At 64.1% G+C, this 22,749-nt stretch carries 19 protein-coding genes; 10 read left to right on the forward strand and 9 right to left on the reverse strand.

What is annotated here, in order from left to right:
* The first annotated feature begins 98 nt into the window (after positions 1–98).
* Genes cpaB through ACP2YP_RS36020 form a run of 7 tightly spaced genes read left to right on the forward strand, consistent with a single transcriptional unit; the run spans position 99 to position 7,863 of the window.
* On the forward strand, positions 99–896 hold the full coding sequence (gene cpaB, locus ACP2YP_RS35990; RefSeq protein WP_426421044.1) for a Flp pilus assembly protein CpaB: 798 nt from the start codon (positions 99–101) through the stop codon (positions 894–896).
* Positions 897–907: 11 nt separating this feature from the next.
* A complete protein-coding gene (locus ACP2YP_RS35995) occupies positions 908–2,383 on the forward strand; it encodes a type II and III secretion system protein family protein (RefSeq protein ID WP_426426393.1) in 1,476 nt (491 codons plus the stop codon).
* 20 nt (positions 2,384–2,403) lie between these two features.
* On the forward strand, positions 2,404–3,138 hold the full coding sequence (locus ACP2YP_RS36000; RefSeq protein ID WP_426421045.1) for a CpaD family pilus assembly protein: 735 nt from the start codon (positions 2,404–2,406) through the stop codon (positions 3,136–3,138).
* The gene (locus tag ACP2YP_RS36005) at positions 3,135–4,400 is read left to right on the forward strand and encodes an AAA family ATPase (protein ID WP_426421046.1); all 1,266 of its coding nucleotides are present in this window, start codon (positions 3,135–3,137) and stop codon (positions 4,398–4,400) included. Before ACP2YP_RS36000 ends, ACP2YP_RS36005 begins: the two co-directional genes overlap by 4 nt.
* A gap of 21 nt (positions 4,401–4,421) precedes the next feature.
* Positions 4,422–5,885 carry a CpaF family protein gene (locus tag ACP2YP_RS36010; protein WP_426421047.1) on the forward strand — a complete coding sequence of 488 codons (1,464 nt, stop codon included), beginning with the start codon at positions 4,422–4,424 and terminating at the stop codon, positions 5,883–5,885.
* 16 nt (positions 5,886–5,901) lie between these two features.
* Positions 5,902–6,879, forward strand: coding sequence for a type II secretion system F family protein (locus ACP2YP_RS36015; RefSeq protein WP_426421048.1), 978 nt, complete (start codon positions 5,902–5,904; stop codon positions 6,877–6,879).
* A gap of 9 nt (positions 6,880–6,888) precedes the next feature.
* Positions 6,889–7,863: a type II secretion system F family protein gene (locus tag ACP2YP_RS36020; RefSeq protein ID WP_426421049.1), complete on the forward strand. Its 975-nt coding sequence runs from the start codon at positions 6,889–6,891 to the stop codon at positions 7,861–7,863.
* A 63-nt stretch (positions 7,864–7,926) separates the two neighbouring features.
* Here ACP2YP_RS36020 and ACP2YP_RS36025 read toward each other — a convergent pair whose 3' ends face one another.
* From ACP2YP_RS36025 to ACP2YP_RS36035, 3 genes are all read right to left on the reverse strand, one after another.
* A complete protein-coding gene (locus tag ACP2YP_RS36025) occupies positions 7,927–8,739 on the reverse strand; it encodes a tetratricopeptide repeat protein (protein WP_426421050.1) in 813 nt (270 codons plus the stop codon).
* Between the two features lie 71 nt (positions 8,740–8,810).
* Positions 8,811–10,319, reverse strand: a complete 1,509-nt coding sequence (locus ACP2YP_RS36030; protein WP_426421051.1) for a metallophosphoesterase family protein — start codon at positions 10,317–10,319, stop codon at positions 8,811–8,813.
* A 275-nt stretch (positions 10,320–10,594) separates the two neighbouring features.
* Entirely contained in the window at positions 10,595–10,798 is a 204-nt protein-coding gene (locus ACP2YP_RS36035) for a hypothetical protein (RefSeq protein ID WP_426421052.1), read from the reverse strand.
* A 202-nt stretch (positions 10,799–11,000) separates the two neighbouring features.
* Between ACP2YP_RS36035 and ACP2YP_RS36040 the strand changes: the two genes are divergently transcribed.
* Both ACP2YP_RS36040 and ACP2YP_RS36045 read left to right on the forward strand, forming a co-directional pair.
* Positions 11,001–12,374 carry a leucyl aminopeptidase family protein gene (locus ACP2YP_RS36040; RefSeq protein WP_426421053.1) on the forward strand — a complete coding sequence of 458 codons (1,374 nt, stop codon included), beginning with the start codon at positions 11,001–11,003 and terminating at the stop codon, positions 12,372–12,374.
* Positions 12,367–13,245 carry a C40 family peptidase gene (locus ACP2YP_RS36045; protein WP_426421054.1) on the forward strand — a complete coding sequence of 293 codons (879 nt, stop codon included), beginning with the start codon at positions 12,367–12,369 and terminating at the stop codon, positions 13,243–13,245. The genes ACP2YP_RS36040 and ACP2YP_RS36045 overlap by 8 nt, the downstream gene beginning before the upstream one ends.
* Positions 13,246–13,267: 22 nt before the next feature.
* Here the strand turns inward: ACP2YP_RS36045 and ACP2YP_RS36050 are convergent, their stop codons facing one another.
* From ACP2YP_RS36050 to ACP2YP_RS36075, 6 genes are all read right to left on the reverse strand, one after another.
* Positions 13,268–14,905, reverse strand: a complete 1,638-nt coding sequence (locus ACP2YP_RS36050) for an ABC transporter ATP-binding protein (RefSeq protein WP_426421055.1) — start codon at positions 14,903–14,905, stop codon at positions 13,268–13,270.
* A 7-nt stretch (positions 14,906–14,912) separates the two neighbouring features.
* Positions 14,913–16,091 carry an ABC transporter permease gene (locus ACP2YP_RS36055; protein WP_426421056.1) on the reverse strand — a complete coding sequence of 393 codons (1,179 nt, stop codon included), beginning with the start codon at positions 16,089–16,091 and terminating at the stop codon, positions 14,913–14,915.
* Positions 16,091–17,200, reverse strand: a complete 1,110-nt coding sequence (locus ACP2YP_RS36060; RefSeq protein ID WP_426421057.1) for a microcin C ABC transporter permease YejB — start codon at positions 17,198–17,200, stop codon at positions 16,091–16,093. Before ACP2YP_RS36060 ends, ACP2YP_RS36055 begins: the two co-directional genes overlap by 1 nt.
* Before the next feature lie 2 nt (positions 17,201–17,202).
* Positions 17,203–19,074 (reverse strand): extracellular solute-binding protein, encoded by a 1,872-nt coding sequence (locus ACP2YP_RS36065; RefSeq protein WP_426421058.1) that lies wholly within the window; start codon positions 19,072–19,074, stop codon positions 17,203–17,205.
* 14 nt (positions 19,075–19,088) lie between these two features.
* Positions 19,089–21,005, reverse strand: coding sequence for an extracellular solute-binding protein (locus ACP2YP_RS36070; RefSeq protein WP_426421059.1), 1,917 nt, complete (start codon positions 21,003–21,005; stop codon positions 19,089–19,091).
* A 211-nt stretch (positions 21,006–21,216) separates the two neighbouring features.
* Positions 21,217–21,771, reverse strand: coding sequence for a c-type cytochrome (locus ACP2YP_RS36075; RefSeq protein WP_426421060.1), 555 nt, complete (start codon positions 21,769–21,771; stop codon positions 21,217–21,219).
* A 234-nt stretch (positions 21,772–22,005) separates the two neighbouring features.
* Here ACP2YP_RS36075 and ACP2YP_RS36080 point away from each other — a divergent pair, with 234 nt between their 5' ends.
* Complete coding sequence (locus tag ACP2YP_RS36080; RefSeq protein ID WP_426421061.1) at positions 22,006–22,746, forward strand: 3-deoxy-manno-octulosonate cytidylyltransferase; 741 nt, start codon at positions 22,006–22,008, stop codon at positions 22,744–22,746.
* Positions 22,747–22,749 lie beyond the last annotated feature (3 nt).

The following is a 22,749-nucleotide window of genomic DNA, read 5'->3' on the forward strand; positions in this document are numbered from 1 at the left end:
ATTTAGATACGCCTCATTAACCATGCTTTGACGAATAGCTGGTCAACTGCCGATTACGGCGGCGGCAGCGTCGCGGCGTTCTGTGGAAAGTGAAGCGTATGAATAGGGCACGCATAGTCGTCCTGACGGTCGCCATCTGCGCCGGCGGCATCGCCGCGTATCTGGCGAGCGGCTCGGACTCTGCGCCGCCCCCAGCGGCTCCGGTCGCCCAGCTTCCCACCACCGACGTGCTGGTCGCCAAGAACGACATCGGCCTCGGCCAGACCGTGAAGCCGGATGACGTGCAGTGGCAGACCTGGCCGACCGCGACCGCCAGCTCCACCTTCATCCGCCGCAGCGAACGCCCCGAGGGCGCGACCCAGGTCGTGGGCTCGATCGCGCGCGCCCCCTTTATCCAGGGTGAGCCGATCCGCGACCAGAAGCTGGTCAAGGCTGATGGGTCCGGCTTCATGGCTGCGATCCTGCCAAGCGGCATGCGCGCCATCTCCACCGAAATCTCGCCGGAGACCGGCGCGGGCGGCTTCATCCTGCCGAACGATCGCGTCGATGTGCTGCTGACGCGCCGCCTCAAGAACCCGGACCAGAGCGCCGGCGCCCAGGATATCGTCACCTCCGAGGTCATTCTGGTCAATGTCCGCGTGCTCGCCATCGACCAGGCGCCGAAGGAGAAGGAGGGCCAGAACGCGGTGGTCGGCAAGACCGTGACGCTGGAGCTCAATTCCGCACAAACCCAGCTGCTGTCTTCGTCCCGCCAGGCCGGAACGCTGTCGCTGGCGCTGCGCAGCATTGCCGACGTCAAGACGAGCGAGATCACGCTCGATGAAACCGCGCAGAAGCGCGATGGCGTCTCGATCATTCGCTACGGCATTCCAACCCAGGCGGCGAAGGCACGATGAGGTCAGTCGATATGAAATGCAGGGCAGATCTGGCGACGATGCGGACCTCGATGGTTCGCGCCCTGTCGTTCTCGGCCGCTCTCGCGCTGACGCTCAACCCCGCGCTGACGCCCGCGATCGCAGCAGATTACCGTCCCGCGGCGCCGGTTGCGGCCGACGGCCAGATGAACGCGCGCTTCCTGTCGCTCGGCATCGGCAAGTCGATCGTGATCGACCTGCCGCGCGACATCAAGGATGTGCTGGTTGCCGATCCCAAGATCGCCAATGCGGTGGTCCGCTCGTCCCAGCGCGCCTACATCATCGGCGCCTCGGTCGGCCAGACCAACATCGTGTTCTTCGATTCCGCCGGCCAGCAGATCGCCGCCTATGACATCGCGGTCAAGCGCGATCTCAACGGCGCGCGTGCGGCGCTGAAGCAGATCCTGCCCAATTCCGACATCCAGATCGACGGTCTCGGCGACGGCGTCGTCCTGACCGGGAGCGCGGCCAACCCGCTTGAAGCGCAGCAGGCCAACGACCTCGCCGCACGCCTTGCCGGCGGCGCCGAAAAGGTGGTGAATTCGATCGTGGTCCGCGGCCGCGACCAGGTGATGCTGAAGGTGACGGTCGCCGAAGTCGCGCGCACCGTCATCAAGCAGCTCGGCATCGACCTCACAGCGAACCTGAACTACGGCACCTCGGTGGTGACCTTCAACAACACTAACCCGTTCACGGCGCTTGGCAAAAATCTCGTAGACGGCAACGCTCTGACCACCAAGTTCGGAGCGACGCCGTCGGTGCAGGCCACCCTGCGCGCGATGGAAACCGCAGGCGTGATCCGGACGCTGGCCGAGCCGAACCTGACCGCGATCTCCGGCGAGGCCGCGACCTTCATCGCCGGCGGCGAATTCCCGGTGCCCGCAGGCTACGCCTGCGATCCCACCACGCATGTCTGTACCACCCAGATCAGCTTCAAGAAGTTCGGCATCTCGCTCAACTTCACTCCCGTGGTGCTGACTGAGGGCAAGATCAGCCTGCACGTGATGACTGAGGTCTCGGAACTGTCGAACGAAAACGCGATCACGCTGTCGCAGGCCGTGACCTCGACCTCGGTCAACTCGCTGACAGTGCCGTCGATCAAGACCCGCCGCGCCGAAACCTCGCTGGAAATTCCCTCCGGCGGCGCGATGGCGATGGCCGGCCTGATCCAGCAGCAGACCAAGCAGGCGATCAGCGGATTGCCGGGGCTCATGCAGCTCCCGATCCTCGGCACCCTGTTCCGCAGCCGCGACTTCGTCAACAACACGACCGAGCTGGTCGTGATCGTGACGCCCTATGTCGTTCGCGCGGCGGCGCCAAAGGACTTGTCGCGGCCGGATGATGGCTTCGCGGCAGTTTCGGATCCGCAGGCCGAACTGATCGGCAACATCAATCGCATCTATGGCGTGCCGGGCCGGACCGAACCGGCAAAGAACTACCGCGGCACCTACGGCTTCATCACGGACTGATGGCGGAACGGGGACATAGTATGATCACAACACGACCCCAGACCCGCCACCGCGCCGCCGGTCTCGGTGGCGCCCTCGTCGGTATTGCACTCGCGCTCGGCGGCTGCCAGCACGACGAGGTGGCCACCGCTTCCATTCCCGACGATTACAAGCAGCGGCATCCGATCGCGATCGAGGAGCAGAACCGTTCGATCGTCGTGTTCGTCGGTCACGCCCGCGGCGGCCTGACCGCAGCCCAACGCGCCGACGTGATGGGCCTGGCCTCGACCTGGATGCACGAGGGCACCGGCGCCATCCACATCGACGTGCCGTCCGGAACGCCGAATGCGCGTCCGGTGGCGGAATCGATGCACGAGATTCAGGCGATGCTGGCGGCGGCGGGCGTTCCCCCGCGCGGCATCATCACCCGTCCCTACCAGCCGGAAGACAAGCGCTTCCTGCCGCCGATCCGGCTGACCTATTCCAAGATCGCCGCGGTCGCGGGCCCCTGCGGCCTTTGGCCGGAGGATCTCGGCCCCTCGATGAAGAACAAGAGCTGGTTCGAGAACAAGGACTACTACAATTACGGCTGCGCCTATCAGCGCAATATGGCGGCCATGGTCGACAATCCGTCGGACCTCGAGCAGCCGCGGTCCGAAACTCCGGCCTACACGGCGCGCCGCACGGCCGCCTTCGAGAAGTACCGTAAGGGAATTCCGACGGCGGTTGCCTATCCCGAGGCCGATAGGGCCAAACTGAGCGACACCGGCAAATGATCAGCTACGCGCGCCAGCCTCAAGAAGAGCAGCCGGAGGCCCCTGCGCCGGTCGAGGAGCATATTGCGCCCGCACCGCGCGTGTCGGTTCAGGCCTTCTGCGAAACCGTGGAGACTGCGGCCGCCGTGCAATCGGCCGGCGAGGATCGCCGTCTCGGCAAGGCCCATCTGAAGATCCAGATGGGCGGCATGGCGGCTGCGATCGAAGCCTATCGCTCGGCGCCGACACCGAACGTGATCGTGCTCGAGAGCGATGCCCGTACCGACTTGTTGGCCGGGCTCGACCAGCTCGCCACCGTCTGCGACGCCGGCACCCGGGTGGTCGTGATCGGCCGCATCAACGACGTCATGCTCTATCGCGAGCTGGTGCGCCGCGGCGTGAGCGACTACGTGCTCGCGCCGGTTGGTGCGATCGACGTCGTCCGCTCGATCTGCAACCTGTTCTCGGCGCCAGAAGCCAAGGCGGTCGGCCGCATCATTGCCGTGGTCGGCGCCAAAGGCGGCGTCGGCGCCTCCACCATCTCCCACAACGTCGCCTGGGCAATCGCGCGGGACCTCGCGATGGACGCCGTGGTCGCCGATCTCGACCTCGCCTTCGGCACCGCCGGTCTCGACTACAACCAGGACCCGCCACAGGGCATCGCGGATGCCGTGTTCTCGCCCGATCGCGTCGACACCGCCTTCATCGACCGCCTGCTGTCGAAATGCACCGACCACCTCAGCCTGCTGGCGGCGCCGGCGACGCTCGACCGGGTCTATGATTTCGGCACCGACGCCTTCGACGCGGTGTTCGACACGCTGCGCGCGACCATGCCCTGCATCGTGCTCGACGTCCCGCATCAATGGTCGGGCTGGACCAAGCGCGCTTTGATCGGGGCCGACGACATCCTGATCGTGGCGGCGCCGGATCTCGCCAACCTGCGCAACGCCAAAAACCTGTTCGATCTCCTGAAGGCCGCGCGTCCCAACGACCGCCCGCCGCTGTACTGCCTGAACCAGGTCGGCGTTCCCAAGCGACCGGAGATCGCGGCGGCCGAATTCGCCAAGGCGATCGAGAGCCAGCCGGTCGTCTCGATCCCGTTCGAGCCGCAGATCTTCGGATCGGCCGCCAACAACGGCCAGATGATCGCGGAGATCTCCGCCAATCACAAGTCGATCGAGATGTTCCTCCAGATCGCCCAGCGGCTGACCGGCCGCAGCGAGACGAAGAAACAAAAGTCGTCCTTGCTTTCACCGCTGATTGAGAAGTTGCGGGGAAAATAGGCCGTCCCATGGAGTTGTTAAGTGTTCGGTAAGCGTAGCGGAACAGACACCGACCTTCGGGCTCCCAAGCCCGGCGCCGTGTCGCCAGAGCCTGCCCAGGCTCCGGCGCCGACGGTGTCGCGTGCGCCGCCCCCGCCGGCCGTCGCCTCCCCGCCGCTCGCCCCCTCCAGGCCTGCGCCGGCCATGGAGAGCCGCCGCTCGGACAATTATTACGAGGTCAAGGCGACCATCTTCGGCGCGCTGATCGAGGCCATCGACCTCGCCCAGCTCGCCAAGCTGGATTCCGAGTCCGCGCGCGAGGAAATCCGCGACATCGTCAACGAGATCATCGCGATCAAGAACATCGTGATGTCGATCGCCGAGCAGGAAGAGCTGCTCGACGACATCTGCAACGACGTGCTCGGCTATGGTCCGCTCGAGCCGCTTTTGGCGCGCGATGATATCGCCGACATCATGGTGAACGGGGCCGGTACGGTCTTCATCGAAGTCAACGGCAAGATCCAGCGGACCGGCATCCGCTTCCGCGACAACCAGCAGCTCCTTAATATCTGCCAACGCATCGTCAGCCAGGTCGGCCGCCGCGTCGACGAATCCTCGCCGATCTGCGACGCGCGCCTCGCCGACGGCTCCCGCGTCAACGCCATCGTGCCGCCGCTGGCGATCGACGGCCCTGCGCTCACCATTCGTAAGTTCAAAAAGGACAAGCTGACGCTGGATCAGCTGGTCAAGTTCGGCGCGATCTCGCCGGAAGGCGCGGAGATTCTCCAGATCATCGGACGTGTCCGCTGCAACGTGCTGATCTCCGGCGGTACCGGCTCGGGCAAAACCACGCTGCTCAACTGTCTGACCAACTATATCGAGCACGACGAGCGCGTCATCACCTGCGAAGACGCCGCCGAACTCCAGCTCCAGCAACCCCACGTCGTGCGGCTCGAAACCCGGCCGCCCAACATCGAGGGCGAAGGCCAGGTCACCATGCGCGAGCTGGTGCGCAACTGCCTGCGTATGCGTCCTGAACGCATCATCGTCGGCGAAGTCCGCGGCCCGGAGGCCTTCGACCTCCTCCAGGCCATGAACACCGGCCATGACGGCTCGATGGGAACGCTGCACGCCAACAATCCCCGCGAAGCGCTGTCACGCTGCGAATCCATGATCACGATGGGCGGCTTCTCGCTGCCCTCGCGCACCATTCGCGAAATGATCTGCGCCTCGATCGACGTCATCGTCCAGGCCGCGCGCCTGCGCGACGGTTCGCGCCGCATCACCCACGTCACCGAGGTGATGGGCATGGAAGGCGATACCATCATCACCCAGGACATCTTCCTCTACGACCTGATCGGCGAGGACGCCAACGGCAAGATCATCGGCAAGCACCGCTCGACCGGCATCGGCCGCCCGAAATTCTGGGAACGCGCCCGCTATTACGGCGAAGAGAAACGCCTAGCCGCTGCGCTCGACGCCGCGGAATCGACACCGAAGACGTGAGCAGGTCGGCACCGCCATGAACATCCAGATCCTCGCCCTCGCCTTCCTCGCCACCGCCGCCGTCGGCGGCCTGGCCTGGGTCTTCCTCTATCCGCTGCTGTCAGGCGAACGGAAGGCCGAGAACCGCCGCGCCTCGATCTCGCGCGCCGACGCGCCCGCGGCCAAGCAGTCCGAGAAGAGCCAGCGATCACGCCGTGAGCAGGTCGAGAGCTCGCTCAAGGATCTCGAGGCGAGGCGCGCGCGGGAGAAGAGCGTTCCGCTTCACATCCGCATTTCGCAGGCCGGGCTCGACTGGACGCCGCAGAAATTCTGGATCGTGTCCGCCGTCGTGGCGGGCGTGTTCTTCTTCGGTGCGCTGCTCGGCGGCGGCGGCTTGCTCGGCGCGATCGGTCTCGCCTTTGCCGGCGGCCTCGGCCTACCGCGCTGGGCGCTGGGCTTCCTGAAGAAGCGCCGCGAGAACAAATTCCTGGCGGCCTTGCCCGACGCCGTCGATGTCATCGTCCGCGGCATCAAGGCCGGCCTGCCGCTGTTCGAATCCATCAAGGTCGTCGCAGCCGACGCGCCGGAACCGCTGCGCAGCGAGTTCCTGGCCATCATCGAGACGCAGGCGATCGGCATGCCGCTTGGGGAGGCCTGCTCGCGTCTCTATGACCGCATGCCGCTGCCGGAGGCCAACTTCTTCGGCATCGTGATATCGATCCAGCAGAAGTCGGGCGGCAACCTCTCCGAAGCGCTGGGTAACCTCTCCAAGGTGCTGCGCGACCGCAAGAAGATGAAGGAAAAGATCCAGGCGATGTCGATGGAGGCCAAGGCCTCGGCCGGCATCATCGGCTCGTTGCCGCCGATCGTGATGTTCCTCGTCTATCTCACGACGCCCGGCTACATCTCCGTGCTGTGGACCCATCCCACCGGCCAGCTCATGCTGGTGGGCTGCGTCGTCTGGATGTCGGTCGGCATCATGGTGATGAAGAAGATGATCAACTTCGATTTCTGATGGTGCCGCATGGTCGATTTCCTCGTCACGAAACTGCACGATCCCCATTTCATGACCATGCTGCTGGCGGCCATCGCGGCCAGCGCCACCGTCTATACGCTGGTGATGCCGCTGTTCGCCGGCGAAGGCCTTTCCAAGCGCATGAAGGCGGTCGCAAGCGAGCGCGAACGTATCCGGCAGCGTGAGCGCGAACGCCTCAACAAGAGCGAAAAGGTCTCGCTGCGCCAGACGCCCAAGCAGGTCGTCTCCCGGGTCGTCGAGGACTTCAACCTCACCAAATGGCTGGCCCAGGAAGCCGCGCGCGACAAGCTGATCATGGCGGGCTATCGCGGCCAGGCGCCTTACGTCACGTTCCTGTTCGCCCGCATGGTGGCCCCGCTCGTGCTGTTCGTCGGCTCGGTCATCTACGTGTTCCTGATCGCTCATATGGACCGCCCGATGCCGATCAAGATCGGCATCTGCGTCGGTGCGGCCTATCTCGGCCTGCAGGCCCCGATGCTGTTCCTGAAGAACGCGATCTCCAAGCGCCAGCTCTCGATCAAGCGCGCCTTTCCCGATGCGCTCGACCTGCTGCTGATCTGTATCGAATCCGGCATGTCGGTGGAAATGGCGTTCCGCAAGGTCGCGACCGAAATCGTTGGCCAGTCGATCGCGCTGTCGGAGGAGTTCACGCTGACCACCGCGGAGCTGTCCTATTTGCAGGACCGCAAGGTGGCGTACGAAAACCTGGCGAAGCGCACCGGGCTCGACGGCGTCAAATCGGTGTGTCTGGCACTTCAGCAGGCGGAGCGCTACGGCACCCCGCTCGGCCAATCCCTGCGCGTCATGGCGCAGGAAAACCGCGACATGCGCATGAACGAAGCCGAGAAGAAGGCCGCCGCACTGCCGCCGAAGCTGACGGTGCCGATGATCCTGTTCTTCCTGCCGGTGCTGTTCGTCGTCATTCTCGGACCGACCGGCATCAAGATCTCCGAGCTGCACTGACGCCAGGGATTGCGGACCGCACGCAGTCCGCAGCCAATTTCAGGATCGGAAGATCGGGTCTGATCAGTCGGGCTGGCTGAGCGAAGCAACCGGCGTCCGCTTCGACGCACCGCGCGGGCCATCGTTGCGGTTCAGCATCTCCTTGAGATACGCAACATTGGCCGCGGCCTGGTCCGGCGGCAGGTCCGCCTTCACGATGGCTTCGGCCTCGGCAAAGCGGCCCTGGAGACCGACCACCAGGCCGAGATTCTGCCGCACCCGGGAGCTTGCACGCGGTGAAGCATAGGCCTGCCGCAGCGCCTCTTCCGCCTTGGGCAGGTCCCTCGACAGCATGTAGGACAGGCCAAGATTGGAGAGCACGCCGGGATCGCCCGGCGCAATCTTCAGCGCGCTCGCATAATAACCGCGCGCCTCGTCGTGACGGCCCATCTGGTCGAGCGCGGTGCCCTGCACCGAGAGCAGGCGCCAGTCCGGGTTGTCGGGCGAATGCGCCTTCGACAGCACGTCGAAGGCCTGCTGGAAATTGCCGTTGTCGGCGAGCGCGCGGCCGTATTGGGCAAGCAGCGGCTTGTTGCCGGGATTGGCGATGGTCGCCTGTTCGAGCACGGCGACGGCCTGGGCGCGTTGGCCGTTGGCGCGCAGGGCCTGGCCATAGGCCAGCGCCGCGTCGGCATCCTTCGGATTGGCGCGGTAGCGCTCGCCATAGGTCTCGGTGGCGCGTGCCGGATCGGCCGGGGCGGCTTCCGCCTTCGGACCGATCGAGCCGGTAACATCCGAGAGTTTTGACATTGCCGTGCAGCCGCCGAGGCTCGCGGCCGCCAGCGCGATCAGCGAGGCGGAGGCAAGAAGCCGGGCAGGACGGAACCATTGACGCATGACGCTTTGACTCTCGAGCCGATTGATCGAGCCGAACGCGCCAGCAATAGACTGTTAACCCTAATGGCCGGTTAACGCGGGAGTCCGCCGCCTTGCGGCGGCATCTCGCCGCCAAGGCCGAGATCGAGGCCGAGCAGCTTCACCTGCTCGTTCAGGTCCCGCAGCAAATGCAGCCGCTGCCGGGCCCTCCCCTCGATGTCGGCAGCCTCGCGCAGCAGCGTCGGCCACCGGCGCGAGAGGTCATCACGATTGACCCGGCGGTCGGCGCGAAGCTCGTCGAGCGCGGCGCGATCGATGCCGAGCGTGTCGGCAGATTGTCCGATCAACTGATGGAGCAGCCGCTTCACTTCTGCCAGCGCCGCGAGATCGGTCCTCCGCGCCGACTTCGCGAACCTGCCGGAGAGATCCGCCCAGGCATGGGAGGTGACGAGATAGGTGTAGAGAATGTCCGCCCAGTCCTGCCCGCCGTCATCGTAGAAGGCGCGGCGCGACAGCAGCCGACACGCCAGTACCAGGACCTGATCCCGCTTCAACGATGCGCATGAGGCGATGTCGATCACGGACTGGACAGCGGGATCGCGGGACAGATCTCGCCCCGCAGGAAGCCTGACGACGCCATCTGGCAGATTCGAATCGAGCGGCCTGTAGGCGCCATCATTACGCGGTCGCGAAAAGCGGGCGATTGCGAAGCGGTACTGGGGCCGCTCGGCGTCGGACGCTGCACCAAAATGGACGATGTTGAAGCCGGCGTCGTCGCCGCCCTGCCCGGTGGAGGACGGACAGGAGAGCACATAGATCGTGCGCCAAAAATCCTCGCCGCCGCTCCGGGGCGCACGCGGATCGGGGATCGAATACCGGCTGAGCCCCTCGACATGCCGGTGCCCGTGCAGGACCAGATTGACGTTGAGCGAGGTGGCGGCTTCGAGCAAGGTCGCGGGCGCGGCGAGATACATCAGCGGCTCGTCCGGAACGCCGAGAAACCGCTTGCCCTCGCCGGTCGCCTGCGGCAGCGGATGATGATGCAGCGCCAGCACGCGCACCAGATTTTCCGCGGGCTCGGAATAATCAGCGCGTCCGCCCGAGCCGATGCTTCCTGCGAGCTCGACGCTCAGCCGGGCGGACTGCGCGACCATCGCATGATAGGCCCGCTCATCGAAGTTGCCGCTGGCAAGCGTCGTCAGGCTTGCCCTGTTGGAGTCGAGCAGCACCAGGTCGAGGCCGGCCTGGCGGTAATAGATGCTCTTCGAGGTCCGCGGCAGGTGCAGATAGTCGTAGGCGTCGTGCCGGCCGCCGCGCTGGCTGGGACGCTTGACGTCGTGATTGCCGGCGACCGCCTGGATGTCGGTGAACAGGCCGGTCTGCCGGAAGGACGCGATGACCACCAGCGCTTCGTCGAGCGCGCGCGGCGTCGGGTCATTGACGATATCACCTGTGATCAGCAGGATGCGGTCGGGCACATCCGAAAACTCCGCCATCCGCTCGCGTAGCGCCTCGACAAGGACCTCGATCGCCGCAAGCAGCCGGCCCGACCCGTCCAGATGCAGGTCGGATATCTGCGCAATGACAAACGATCGATCCATGTTGCGCCGCTCATTTGCAAATGCTGCGTCGCCCAAACGATTACGAGAAATGCCTTCGGCGAAGAGTTCAGGCAGGGACCAAACCGGATCGGCATCAACCAAGATTTAGCAGCGCTCTTGCACTCGATACGCGCAGAGCCGCACGGAACAACTTAAGAATAACCAACAATAATGCCACAACCACAGCGCTAGTAAAGCCCTGCAGCAACGCCCCCGTGAACGACATTTCTCAACCAAGATACGAGATCGGTCCGCACCTTGTTTCGCCGGCTGGATCAATATTCGATGGCGAGACGCTTGCGGATTTCGTCCAGGCGCTTGTCGAGCGCATCGAACCGCGCATGAATCGAGCGGTCATGAAGATAGAAGACGTAGCCGCCCGCGAGGAACGCGAAGACCCAGTGGTGATGCTCGACATAGCCAAAGACGGCCTCGATGGCCTGGCCGATGAATGTGATCACGCTCCACACAAATTCCATTGCAATTCCTCCCGGCACGCTTCGTCTTCGGTCACCGGCGCTCTCTGCGCATTCGACAACCTGCTTGGCAACCTCTGCCGGAACCTAGCATGGCTGCTTCCCTGCGAGTAGCGGCTCACCGAGCGGTGACCGCAAAGCCGATTGCGGCCACCGCAAAACTCTGCGAAGTCTCCTGCAACCGAATGACCTTGCGGACCCGCCAATGCCTTCCGTCTTCGAGACGTCCACGACTGCCACCCCGATTACCTTCGTCACCAAATCGAGCTGGGATGCCGTGCGCGAGACGCTGCCGCCGGCGCAACGCCAGTTTGCCACAGCGAGCGCCTTTGCCGCCAAGCCGGGCGGCTATCTCGCACTGCCCGCGCCCGACGGCACGATCGCGCAAGTTCTGTTCGGGCTTGAGGACGACGGCGCCAGATCGCGCGATCCGTTCCGGCCGGGTGCCCTGCCCGGCCTGCTGCCGCCCGGCACCTATCGCTTCGCCAATGCACCGCACGATGCACGACTGGCGGCACTCGCCTTCGCGCTCGGCAGTTACCGCTTCGCCCGTTACCGCAAGGTGGACCGCCCCGACGTCCGGCTGGTGCCGTCTGACGGCGTCGACCCCGCCGAGATCAACCGCATGGCCGATGCCGCAATGCTGGCGCGCGACCTCATCAACACGCCCTCCAACGACATGGGGCCGGAGGAGCTGGCCGCGGCGGCGCAAGAGCTCGCCGCTGAGTTCGGCGCAAGTTACGCATGCACCATCGGCGAGGATCTCAAAACCGACTTTCCGCTGATCCACGCCGTCGGCATGGCCTCGGATCGTGCGCCGCGACTGATCGACATCGTCTGGGGCGATCCCAGCCATCCCAAGGTGACGCTGGTCGGCAAGGGCGTCTGTTTCGACACCGGCGGGCTCGATCTCAAGCCGTCGAGCGGAATGCTGATCATGAAGAAGGACATGGGCGGCGCCGCCAACGTGCTGGCGCTGGCGCGCATGGTGATGGATGCGAAGCTGAAGGTGCGGCTGCGCGTGCTGATTCCGGCCGTCGAGAACGCGGTCGCCGGCAATGCCTTCCGCCCGCTCGACATCTTCACCTCCCGCAAGGGAATCACCGTCGAGATCGGCAATACCGACGCGGAAGGGCGGCTGGTGCTCGCCGACGCGCTGGCGCTGGCCGACGAGGAGAAGCCCGAGCTGCTGATCGATCTGGGCACGCTGACCGGCGCCGCGCGCGTCGCGCTGGGACCGGATTTACCGCCCTTTTACACCAATGATGAGACGCTGGCCGCCGACGTCGCACGCTGCGCGGTGAAGGAGAACGATCCGTTGTGGCGCATGCCGCTGTGGCCCCCTTATGATGCGTGGCTGGATTCCAAGACCGCCACCATCACCAACGCACCTTCCGGCGGCTTTGCCGGCTCGATCACCTGCGCGCTGTTTCTGCAGCGCTTCGTCGAGCAGGCCAGGAGCTGGCTGCATGTCGACATCTATGGCTGGACGCCGACCGCCAAGCCGGCGCGGCCCGAGGGCGGCGAATGCCAGGCCGCCCGCGCCATCTACAAGGTGCTGAGCGAGCGCTATGCTTGATCCAAGAAACGATCCAAGACACGATCCAGGACACGATCCAAGGCTGACACCGGCGCGCGGCGACCTCGCCGCGAAATATCTTGAAGGCGAAGTGCAAGCCGATCGCTTCGTCACCGGCGAGGAATTCGAGGTGGTCGCAGCGATCGCGCCGGTGCGTGAGCAACCCTCTTCGAACGCGATGCTGATGACGGAGGCGCTGCGCGGCGAGCGCGTCACGGTCTACGACCGCAACGGCGAAGGCTGGGCCTGGGGCCAGCTCGGCAGCGACGGTTATGTCGGCTGGCTGCCGGACGCGGCGCTGATGAAGCCCGCGGCCGCACCAACGCACAAGGTCAGCGCGCTGCGGACGCTCGCCTTCCCGGGTCCGTCGATCAAGCTGCCGCCGGCCGACACGCTGGTTCTCGGATCGAAGCTCACGATCACGCGCGAGGACGGCAGTTTCGCCGTCACGCGCGAGGGCGCATTCCTGCCAAAGACCCATCTCGCGCCGCTCGACCATCGCGAGCCGGACTTCGTCGCGGTCGCCGAGCGCTTCGTCGGCACGCCCTATCTCTGGGGCGGCAAGAGCAGTTTTGGCATCGACTGCTCCGGCCTCGTCCAAGTCTCGCTGACGTCGGCCGGCACCGGCTGCCCGCGCGACAGCGACATGCAGCAGGCCGGCCTCGGCCGCGCGCTGGAGCCGCGTGAGCGAAGCAAGCTGCAGCGCGGCGACCTGATTTTCTGGAAGGGACACGTCGCCATCGTCCGCGACAGCAGCACGATGGTTCACGCCAACGCGCATCACATGGCAACGGTGATCGAACCGGTCGAGCCGGCGATTGCGCGGATCAGGCAGGCTGGAAGCGAAGTCCTCGCGATCAAGCGGCTCTGATGCCGCGGCGATCGTGCCGGGATCAGGTCGCAACCGACCCATTCCCGGCCGTATCCAGCCGGAACGCCGCGGCAAACAACGCGCGGGTGTAATCGGTCTGCGGGTTCTTGAAGAGCTCGGTGGCTTGCCCTTCCTCGACCACCTTGCCGCCGCGCATCACGATGAGATGGCTTGCGAGCGAGGCAACCACGCGCAGATCGTGCGAGATGAACATGTAAGTGAGGTCGCGCTTGCGCTGCAATTCGCGCAGAAGGTCGACCATCTGCGCCTGAATGAGCATGTCGAGCGCGCTGGTCGGCTCGTCCAGCACGACGAAATCCGGCTCCAGCACCACCGCGCGCGCAATGCTGATGCGCTGGCGCTGGCCGCCGGAGAACTCATGCGGATAGCGGTTGCGGGTGTCCGGCTTCAGCCCGACGTCTTCGAGTGCCTTGACGACGCGCGCCTCGCGCTCCTCGCGCGACAGCTTTGGCTGATGCACGGAGAGGCCTTCAGCGATGATGTCGGCGATCGACATGCGCGGGCTGAGCGAGCCGAACGGATCCTGGAACACGATCTGCATGTCGCGCCGGAATGGCCGCATCTCCTTGAAGCGCAGGCCCTGGATGTCCTTGCCCAGGAACACGATGCGCCCGTTCGAGGAGATCAATCGCAGCAGTGCGAGCCCCAGCGTGGTCTTGCCTGAACCGGACTCGCCGACGACGCCGAGCGTCTCGCCCTTGCGTACGGCGACGCTGACGCCGTCGACCGCCTTGATGTGACCGACTGTCTTGCGCATCAGGCCGCGCTTGACCGGAAACCACACCTTGAGATCATCGGCCGACATCACCACCGGCGCATTCGGCTGCGGCGGCGCGGGATCCGGCTTCGGCTCGGCCGCGAGCAGATCGCGCGTATAGGGATGTTTTGGCGTCCTGAAGACCTGTTCGACCGGCCCCTGCTCGACGATCTCACCGCCCTTCATGACACAGACGGTGTCGGCGATGCGGCGCACGATGCCGAGATCGTGGGTGATGAAGAGCAGGCTCATGCCGAGCCGTGCGCGGATCTCGGCGAGCAGCGCCAGGATCTGCGCCTGTACGGTGACGTCGAGCGCCGTGGTCGGCTCGTCCGCGATCAGCAAGTCCGGCTCGTTGGCGAGCGCCATCGCGATCATCACGCGCTGGCGCTGGCCGCCGGAGAGCTGATGCGGGTAGCTCTTCAGCCGGGTCTCGGGCTCGGGGATGCCGACCTGAGTCAGCAATTCCAGCGTCCGCTCGCGCGCCTTCGCATTGCTGGTCGGATTATGCAGCTGGATGATCTCGCCGATCTGCGCCTCGATCGTGTGCAGCGGGTTGAGCGAGGTCATCGGCTCCTGGAAGATGATGGAGATGTCGCTGCCGCGAACCTCCCGCATCTCGCGCTCCGACCGGTCGATCAGCTCTTGTCCCTTGAAGCGAATGCTCCCTGAGGGATGCGAGGCATTGGGATAAGGCAGTAGCTTCAGGATCGAGAGCGCGCTGACCGACTTGCCCGATCCGGACTCGCCGACCAGTGCGACGCACTCACCCCGCTTGATCTGGAACGAGATCTTGTCGACTGCAAGCGTGGTGGCGCCGCCCTGGTGGAAGGCCACCGAGAGCTCGCGTACACTGAGCAGGGGCTGGTTGATCGCGTCCATCACGCCCTCACTTGAACGTCTTGCGCGGATCAAAGGCGTCGCGCACGGCTTCGCCGATGAAGATCAAAAGCGACAGCATGATCGCGACCGAGAAGAAGCCGGAGAAACCGAGCCAAGGTGCCTGGACGTTAGACTTACCCTGAGACAGCAGTTCGCCGAGCGATGGCGATCCGGGCGGCAGGCCAAAGCCGAGGAAGTCCAGCGCCGTGAGCGTCATGACCGATGAGGAGACAATGAATGGCAGGAACGTCATCGTGGCGACCATCGCGTTCGGCAGCAAATGCTTGAACATGATCACGGCGTTCGACACGCCGAGCGCCCGCGCCGCCTGGATGTACTCGAAGTTGCGTCCGCGCAAAAATTCCGCGCGCACGAGTCCAACCAACGACACCCAGGAAAACAAGAGCAGGATGCCAAGAAGCACGAAGAAGCCGGGCACGAGCACTGACGACAAGATCAGCAGCAGATACAGCGACGGGATCGCAGTCCATATCTCGATGAAACGCTGGAACAACAGGTCGACCCAACCGCCGAAATAGCCCTGCACCGCGCCCGCCGCGATGCCGATGACGGAGGAGACAATGGTCAGGCAGAGGCCGAACAGCACCGAGATGCGGAAGCCATAGATCAGGCGCGCCACCACGTCGCGGCCCTGATCGTCAGTGCCGAGCCAGTTATATTCGAGGTCGCGGCAGCTCTTCAGCCCCTTCTTCTCGACTACCGGCTTGCACTGCGCCTCCGTCAGCATCCAGGTCGGCGGTGAGGGTGCCGGCGTCGGCAGGTCGAGATTATGGGTGTCGTAGGAGTAACGAATGAGTGGCCAGACGATGCTGCCGCCCTTATCCTTGATCAGCTTCTGCAGATAGGGATCGCGGTAGTCAGCGGCAGTCTCGAAATCGCCGCCAAAAGTCGTCTCCGAATAAGTGACGAAGGCCGGCCAGTAGAGATGGCCGTCATATTTGATCAGGAACGGCCGGTCGTTGGCGATCAACTCGGCAAATAGCGAAACAATGAACAGGACCATGAAGATCCAGAACGACCAGTAGCCGCGTCGGTTCGCCCTGAAATTCTGCCAGCGCCGCCTGTTGAGCGGCGACGGCACAAACGGTTTGCGCGTGATCGGCACGGCGTCGCCGAGCGGCGACTTTGCGGTGGTCTCGATCGGGGTGGGGGCGGTCAGCGTCATCAGACCTCCCGCGCCTCGAAATCGATCCGCGGATCGATCCACATGTAGGCCAGGTCAGAGATAAGGTTGACCACGAGGCCGACGAGCGAAAAGATGAAGAGCGTGCCGAATACCACGGGGTAGTCGCGGTTGAGAACGCTCTCGAAACTGAGCAGCCCCAACCCGTCGAGTGAGAAGATGGTCTCGATCAGAAGCGAGCCCGAGAAGAAGGCGTGAATGAAGGTACTGGGAAAGCCTGCGATGACAATGAGCATCGCGTTGCGGAAGACGTGACCATAGAGCACCCGGTTCTCGCTGCAGCCTTTCGCGCGCGCGGTCATCACGTATTGCTTGCGGATCTCGTCCAGAAACGAATTCTTGGTCAGGAACGTCATGGTCGTGAACGCGCCGAGCCCCATGGCGATCAGCGGCAGTGTCAAATGCCAGAAGTAATCGATGATTTTCCAATACCAGGGAAATTGCGACCAGCCGTCTGACGTCAATCCGCGCAGCGGGAACCAGTTGAAGAACGAGCCCCCGGCAAACAGGATGATCAGGAGGATCGCGAACAGGAAGCCAGGAATCGCATAACCGAGCACGAGCACGGACGACGTCCAGGTATCGAAGCGCGTTCCGTCCTTCACCGCCTTGCGGATGCCAAGCGGAATCGAGATCAGGTAGGTCAGGAACGTCAGCCAGATGCCGAGCGAGATCGAGACCGGCAGCTTCTCCTTGACAAGCTGGAGCACGCTGACATCGCGAAAATAGCTGTTGCCGAAATCGAAGCGGGCGAAATTCCACACCATCAGCGCAAAGCGCTCCGGTGCCGGCTTGTCAAAGCCAAATTGCTTCTCCAGTTTCTTGATGAAGTCAGGGTCGAGGCCTTGCGCGCCGCGATACTTGGAATTGATGGCATCGCCACCGGCGCCCAACTGCCCCGGCGCGCGCTGCGCAAAGTCGCCGCCGCCCGAAATTCGCGAGGTCCCGCCGGTGTCGGCGCCCGAAAGCTGCGCGATCACGCGCTCGACCGGGCCGCCCGGTGCGAACTGCACGACGACAAAGGAGACAAAGAGGATCCCGAGCAGCGTCGGAATCATCAGGAGGATGCGGCGGGCGATATAGGCGCTCATGATTATTTCGCCTGCTCGAGCTTGGCCGCCTTGGCGGCGTCGAACCACCAGTTCTCAGGGGCACCGACGCCTTGCGCATATTTCGGCGGCTTGTCGGGATGGCTGAACTGGTCCCAATAGGCGACGCGATGGAAGTTCGCGTACCATTGCGGCACCCAATAGCGCCCGGCCCGGAACACGCGGTCGAAGGCGCGGCAGGCCGTGGTCAGCTCCACCCGGGTCTGGGCGGCAATGATCTTGTCGATCAACGCATCGATGATCGGATCGGAAATGCCGGCGAGATTGTACGAGCCCTTGGTCTTGGCTGCCTGGGAGGAGAAGAACGCCCGCATCGCATCGCCGGGCGTCGCTGACATCGAGAAGCGTTCGATCGTCATGTCGAAATCAAAATCCTCGAGCCGCGCGCGGTACTGCACGGCATCGACCAGGCGGAACGTGGCGTCGATGCCGAGCGTCGCGAGGTTCTTCAGATAGGGCCCGTGATGCGGCTGGATCGACTGCTCGTCGTTCAGGAACTCGATCGTGAACGGCTCGCCATTGGGCAGCACGCGCTTGCGGTCCTTGATGACGTAGCCGGCCTCGTTGAGCAACTCGCCAGCCTTGCGCAACAGGGCGCGATCCTGACCGGAGCCGTCCGACACTGGCGGCACGAAGGGCCGGCCGAACACTTCGTCGGGTACCTTGCCACGGAACGGCTCGAGCAGTGCGAGCTCCTCCGGCGACGGCGGGCCCGACACCATCATGTCCGAGTTCTGGAACGGCGATTGCGTGCGCGCATAGGCGCCGTACATGATCGACTTGTTGGTCCACTCGAAGTCGAAGGCGTAGATGAGCGCTTCGCGCACGCGCGGATCCCTGAACTTGTCGCGACGCGTATTGATGAACCAGCCCTGCGCGCCCGACGGGGTCTCGTCCGGCAGCTGCTCGCGCTTGACGCGCCCGTCTTTTATCGCCGGAAAATCGTAACGCGTGGCCCAGATGCGCGCGGTGAGCTCCTCGCGGAACAGATAGTTCTTGCCAGTAAAACCTTCGAAGGCGACGTCGCGGTCGCGGTAGAACTCGTAGCGCACCGTATCGAAATTGTAGCTACCGCGGCAGACCGGCAGGTCGGCGCCCCACCAGTCCTTGACGCGCTCGTATTCGATGTAGCGATTGACCTCGAATCTGCCGACCTTATACGGACCGGAGCCCAGCGGCGTATCGAGTGTCGATTCATCGAAGGCGCGCGTGGCGTAATACGCTTTCGAGAAGATCGGCAGGCTCGCGACATAGAGCGGCACGTCGCGGGCGCGGTTCGGTGCGAAGGTGACGACCACGGTGGCGTCGTCGAGCGCCTCGGCCTTCACGAAATCGCGCAGCTGCACGACGATCAGCGGATGGCCCTTCTCCTTCAGCGTGTTGAGCGAGAAGGCGACGTCATGCGCGGAGAGCCTGGAACCGTCATGGAAGCGGGCCTCGGGCCGCATCGTGAAGATGTAGGTCAGCTTGTCCGGCGAGATCCGCACAGATTTCGCGGCAAGCCCGTACATCGCGTCGGGCTCGTCATTGGCGCGCGCCAACAGCGGCGCGAAGGTCATGTCCATACCCTGCGCGCCCTCGCCTTTCAGGATATAAGCATTGAGCGAAGAGAACGTGAAATAGGACTGATTGTAGGCCCGCACCGAGGGGATGAGCGAGAACGCGCCGCCCTTCGGCGCGCCGACATTGACGTAGTCGAAATGGTGGAAGTCGGCGGAGTATTTGAGATCGCCGAACGCCGAGATGCCGTGGACCTCGGCGGGCCCCTCGGACGCCGCCGCGTTGCGGAGTGCGGCAGCGCTAAGCGCGCCGCCAGCCCCCAAAGCCAATACATGCCGGCGTGAAAGCTGCGCCATGCGAGAAATGTCCCTCACGACTTCTTTGCGATCCGCGCCGCCTTGTCTGCGTCGTACCACCAGATGAACGGGAAACCGGACTGACCGTATCTAGGCAATTCCGCCGGCTGGCCAAAGCGATCCCAGCGCGCAGTGCGCACCTTCGAATAGGTCCACTGCGGCACGACATAGTGATTCCACAGCAGCACGCGGTCGAGCGCTTTGGTTGCCGCGACGAGATCATCGCGGTTCTTGGTGTAGATCACCCGTTCGATCAGCTTGTCGACCGCTGGATTCTTGATGCCGGCAATATTGCGCGACCCGGCAATGTCGGCTGTTTTGGACGACCAGAACTCGCGCTGCTCGTTGCCCGGCGACTGCGACTCGCCCCAGGAGTTGGTGACGACGTCGAAATCCCACTCGCGCGTCCTGTTCTCGTATTGGGTTGGGTCGACCGTCCGCACGCTGACGGCAATGCCGAGCCGTTCCAGCGACGGCTTGTAGAACAACGTGACACGTTCGAAGCTCGGATCCTGGTTCAGCAATTCAAGAGAGAACTGGGTGCCGCTTTTGACGTCGATCAGCCTGCGGTCGCGCACCTCGTAGCCGGCCTCCTTGAACAAGCGCAGCGCCTCCCGGAGATTGTCGCGCACCGCTTCAGGAGTGCCGCCGACCGGATTGGTGTAGGGCGTCGTGAAGACTTCAGGCGGGACTTGGGCGCGAACCGTCTCGAGGATTTCGAGCTCTTTTCCCTGCGGCAATCCCGTCGCCATGAGCTCGTCGAGGCCGTCAAAATAGCTGCTGATGCGCTTGTACTGACCATAGAAGAGCTGCTTGTTCATCTCTTCGAAGTCGAAGGCGTAGTTGAGCGCGCGGCGAACGCGGGGATCGCCGAACTTGGCGCGGCGCAGGTTCGGCACGAAGGCTTGCATCACGCCCGAGCTGCGATTGGCGAACTCCTCGAGGATCACGCGCTTTTCGGTCACAGCCGGGAAATCGTAGGCGGTCGCCCAGTTCTTGGCGCTGTTCTCGGTGCGCCAATCGACCTGATCGGCCTTGAAAGCCTCGATCGCGACAGTGGCATCGCGGAAATACTCGTAGCGCAGCTCGTCGAAATTGTTGCGGCCCACATTAGCGGCGAGGTCGCGCCCCCAATAATCCTTGACGCGCTCCAGCGCAATCGAGCGACCGGCAACGAATTCCTTGACCTTGTAGGGGCCGGAGCCCAACGGCACTTCGAGCGTGGTCGCAGAGACATCGCGCTTGCGGCCCTGCGCGTCCGTTCCCTCCCACCAATGCTTCGGCAGGACCGTGAGCTGCCCGACGATCTGCGGCAGTTCGCGGTTCCCCGGCGCGTCGAATACGAATTTCACGTCGCGCTCACCGACCTTCTCCGCCTTCACCACGTGGCTGTAATAGGCCGAGTACATCGGGTGGTGCTTCTTGAAGGAATCGAGCGAGAAGATCACGTCCTCGACGGTGACCTGCTTGCCATCATGCCATTTGGCCTGTGGCCGCAAACGATAGATGACGAAGGAGAAATCGTCCGGATGGCTCACGGCTTCGGCCAGCGCGCCGTATTCGGTCGAGACTTCGTCGAGCGCGGGCGTCGTGAGGGATTCGTAGATGAATGCGACGGCACCGGAGACCTGCCCCTTCACGCCCGATACGACGATATTGAAATTGTCGAAGGTGCCGACGGCGATCTGGCGCGCGACGCCGCCTTTCGGCGCGTCCGGATTGACGTAGTCGAAGCGCTTGAAGTCGGCCGGGTACTTGATGTCGCCGAATAGCGACAGCGCATGGCGCCAAGGGAGCGCACTTGAAGCCAGCTCACCGGCCGATTGCGCTTCTGCCGTGCCGACGACGGGAACACCCGCCACGGAGCCGAAAGCAGGGAGCGCAGCAACGGCCGCGCCGGTGAGCAGGAGATCGCGTCGGGTAATGGCCAAATCAACATTCCTGTCTTGAAGGAGGCTACTCCTTTAAGTTCCCAATATAGGCGAGGTTTCGACGGAATATGTTGCTTTTTCCTCATCTTGGAAGGCCGGACGACCTGTGAGATGCGGCCAAACGCCCCGATAACAACGCCGCGAGGCCCGAATACGGAAACGGCCAGGCTTTGAGGCCTGGCCGCACATCTGAGATCGAGACCGAAGAGCCTTATTTCGCCGCGGTCGGGAGCGGCTTCGGGCTGTCGGAGAGGCTGTTCAGGTAGGCGATAACGTCGGCGCGCTCCGAGTCCTTCGGAATGCCGGCGAAGCCCATCGCGGTGCCCGGAACGAAGCCTTTCGGATTGGCGATGAACTTGTTCAGATCGTCGATGGTCCAGGTGCCGCCCTTCGCCTTCATCGCAGCCGAGAAGTTGAAGCCGTTACGGCCTTCGCCGCGATGGTCGTCAACGATGCCGAACAGGTTCGGACCAACGCGATTCGGGCCGCCCTTCTCGAAAGTGTGGCAGGCGGCGCACTTCTTGGCGGCGGAGGCGCCCTTCTCGACGGACGCGGTCTGGAGCAGCTTTTCGATCGGCTCGGAGGGCGCAGCAGCAGCCGCGCCACCCTCCTTGTCGCCAGCCACTTCCTTCACGGCGATCTCAAAACCCGGCTTTTCCGGCATCTTGGGCGAGAACAGTGCCTGGGCGGTGAAGCTCGTCACCAGCAGAATGAGACAGGTACCGAGCACGGCACCGAGAATCTTGTTGAGTTCGAAAGAGTCCATTTCCGGCCAGGCCCCACACCGCAAGAAGAATAAGCGGCCGGGCGGCCGCCAGGACGAGCCTCGGGAGAATCAAAAACGTTCCTTACTGTTTCCCCGAGTTTTGCCATTGAGATATCGGTTTGCCCGGGGTCTGGCAACCCGTATAAGCGACCGTTCTATCAGCCCGTCCCCGCACCATTTCTCGAAGCGGAAAACGTCCCGTTTCCAAGCCCTTGAACCCAGCCCTCTGAACCAATGATCGATCCCCGCATCCTGGTGCTGATCCCGGCCCGCATGGCCGCCACCCGCCTGCCCGGCAAGCCGCTCGCCGATATCGCGGGCCTGCCGATGATCGTGCACGTGATGCGGCGGGCAGAGGCCGCCGGCGTCGGCCGGGTCGCGGTGGCAACCGATACGGACGAGATCGCGTCCGTCGTGACAGCCCATGGCGGCGAAGCGGTGATGACCCGCGCGGAGCATCCGTCCGGATCCGACCGCATCCACGAGGCCATGCAGAAGCTCGATCCGGCAGGGAAGGCCGAGATCGTGATCAATCTTCAGGGTGATTTCCCGACCATCACGCCTGAGACCATCAGCGAGGTGCTGCCGCCCTTTGCCGACCCAGCGGTCGATATCGTGACGCTAGCCTCGCAGATCCACACCGAAGAAGAGGACCTGGCGCCGAGCGTCGTGAAGGCCATCGGTTCGCCGATCGGCCCGAGACGGCTGCGGGCGCTGTATTTCACCCGCGCCACCGCCCCCTATGGCGACGGACCGCGCTACCACCATATCGGCCTCTACGCCTATCGGCGCGCGGCGCTGGAACGGTTCGTGTCGCTGCCACGCTCCCCCCTGGAAGTTCAAGAAAATCTGGAGCAACTCCGGGCGGTGGAAGCCGGCATGCGCATCGACATCATGATCGTCGACAGCGTGCCTCGCGGCGTCGACACGCCGCCGGACCTCGAAACCGCGCGCAGCATCCTTTCCAAATCCTGAGCC

It is taken from the genome of Bradyrhizobium genosp. A, assembly GCF_049949275.1.
Lineage (GTDB): Bacteria > Pseudomonadota > Alphaproteobacteria > Rhizobiales > Xanthobacteraceae > Bradyrhizobium.

Excerpts from the sequence above, each read along its gene's own strand:
- cpaB (WP_426421044.1), top strand. The coding sequence starts at position 99 with ATGAATAGGGCACGCATAGTCGTCCTGACGGTCGCCATCTGCGCCGGC.
- ACP2YP_RS35995 (WP_426426393.1), top strand. The coding sequence starts at position 908 with ATGAAATGCAGGGCAGATCTGGCGACGATGCGGACCTCGATGGTTCGC.
- ACP2YP_RS36000 (WP_426421045.1), top strand. The coding sequence starts at position 2,404 with ATGATCACAACACGACCCCAGACCCGCCACCGCGCCGCCGGTCTCGGT.
- ACP2YP_RS36005 (WP_426421046.1), top strand. The coding sequence starts at position 3,135 with ATGATCAGCTACGCGCGCCAGCCTCAAGAAGAGCAGCCGGAGGCCCCT.
- ACP2YP_RS36015 (WP_426421048.1), top strand. The coding sequence starts at position 5,902 with ATGAACATCCAGATCCTCGCCCTCGCCTTCCTCGCCACCGCCGCCGTC.
- ACP2YP_RS36020 (WP_426421049.1), top strand. The coding sequence starts at position 6,889 with ATGGTCGATTTCCTCGTCACGAAACTGCACGATCCCCATTTCATGACC.
- ACP2YP_RS36025 (WP_426421050.1), bottom strand. The coding sequence starts at position 8,739 with ATGCGTCAATGGTTCCGTCCTGCCCGGCTTCTTGCCTCCGCCTCGCTG.
- ACP2YP_RS36030 (WP_426421051.1), bottom strand. The coding sequence starts at position 10,319 with ATGGATCGATCGTTTGTCATTGCGCAGATATCCGACCTGCATCTGGAC.
- ACP2YP_RS36035 (WP_426421052.1), bottom strand. The coding sequence starts at position 10,798 with ATGGAATTTGTGTGGAGCGTGATCACATTCATCGGCCAGGCCATCGAG.
- ACP2YP_RS36040 (WP_426421053.1), top strand. The coding sequence starts at position 11,001 with ATGCCTTCCGTCTTCGAGACGTCCACGACTGCCACCCCGATTACCTTC.
- ACP2YP_RS36045 (WP_426421054.1), top strand. The coding sequence starts at position 12,367 with ATGCTTGATCCAAGAAACGATCCAAGACACGATCCAGGACACGATCCA.
- ACP2YP_RS36050 (WP_426421055.1), bottom strand. The coding sequence starts at position 14,905 with ATGGACGCGATCAACCAGCCCCTGCTCAGTGTACGCGAGCTCTCGGTG.
- ACP2YP_RS36055 (WP_426421056.1), bottom strand. The coding sequence starts at position 16,091 with ATGACGCTGACCGCCCCCACCCCGATCGAGACCACCGCAAAGTCGCCG.
- ACP2YP_RS36060 (WP_426421057.1), bottom strand. The coding sequence starts at position 17,200 with ATGAGCGCCTATATCGCCCGCCGCATCCTCCTGATGATTCCGACGCTG.
- ACP2YP_RS36065 (WP_426421058.1), bottom strand. The coding sequence starts at position 19,074 with ATGGCGCAGCTTTCACGCCGGCATGTATTGGCTTTGGGGGCTGGCGGC.
- ACP2YP_RS36075 (WP_426421060.1), bottom strand. The coding sequence starts at position 21,771 with ATGGACTCTTTCGAACTCAACAAGATTCTCGGTGCCGTGCTCGGTACC.
- ACP2YP_RS36080 (WP_426421061.1), top strand. The coding sequence starts at position 22,006 with ATGATCGATCCCCGCATCCTGGTGCTGATCCCGGCCCGCATGGCCGCC.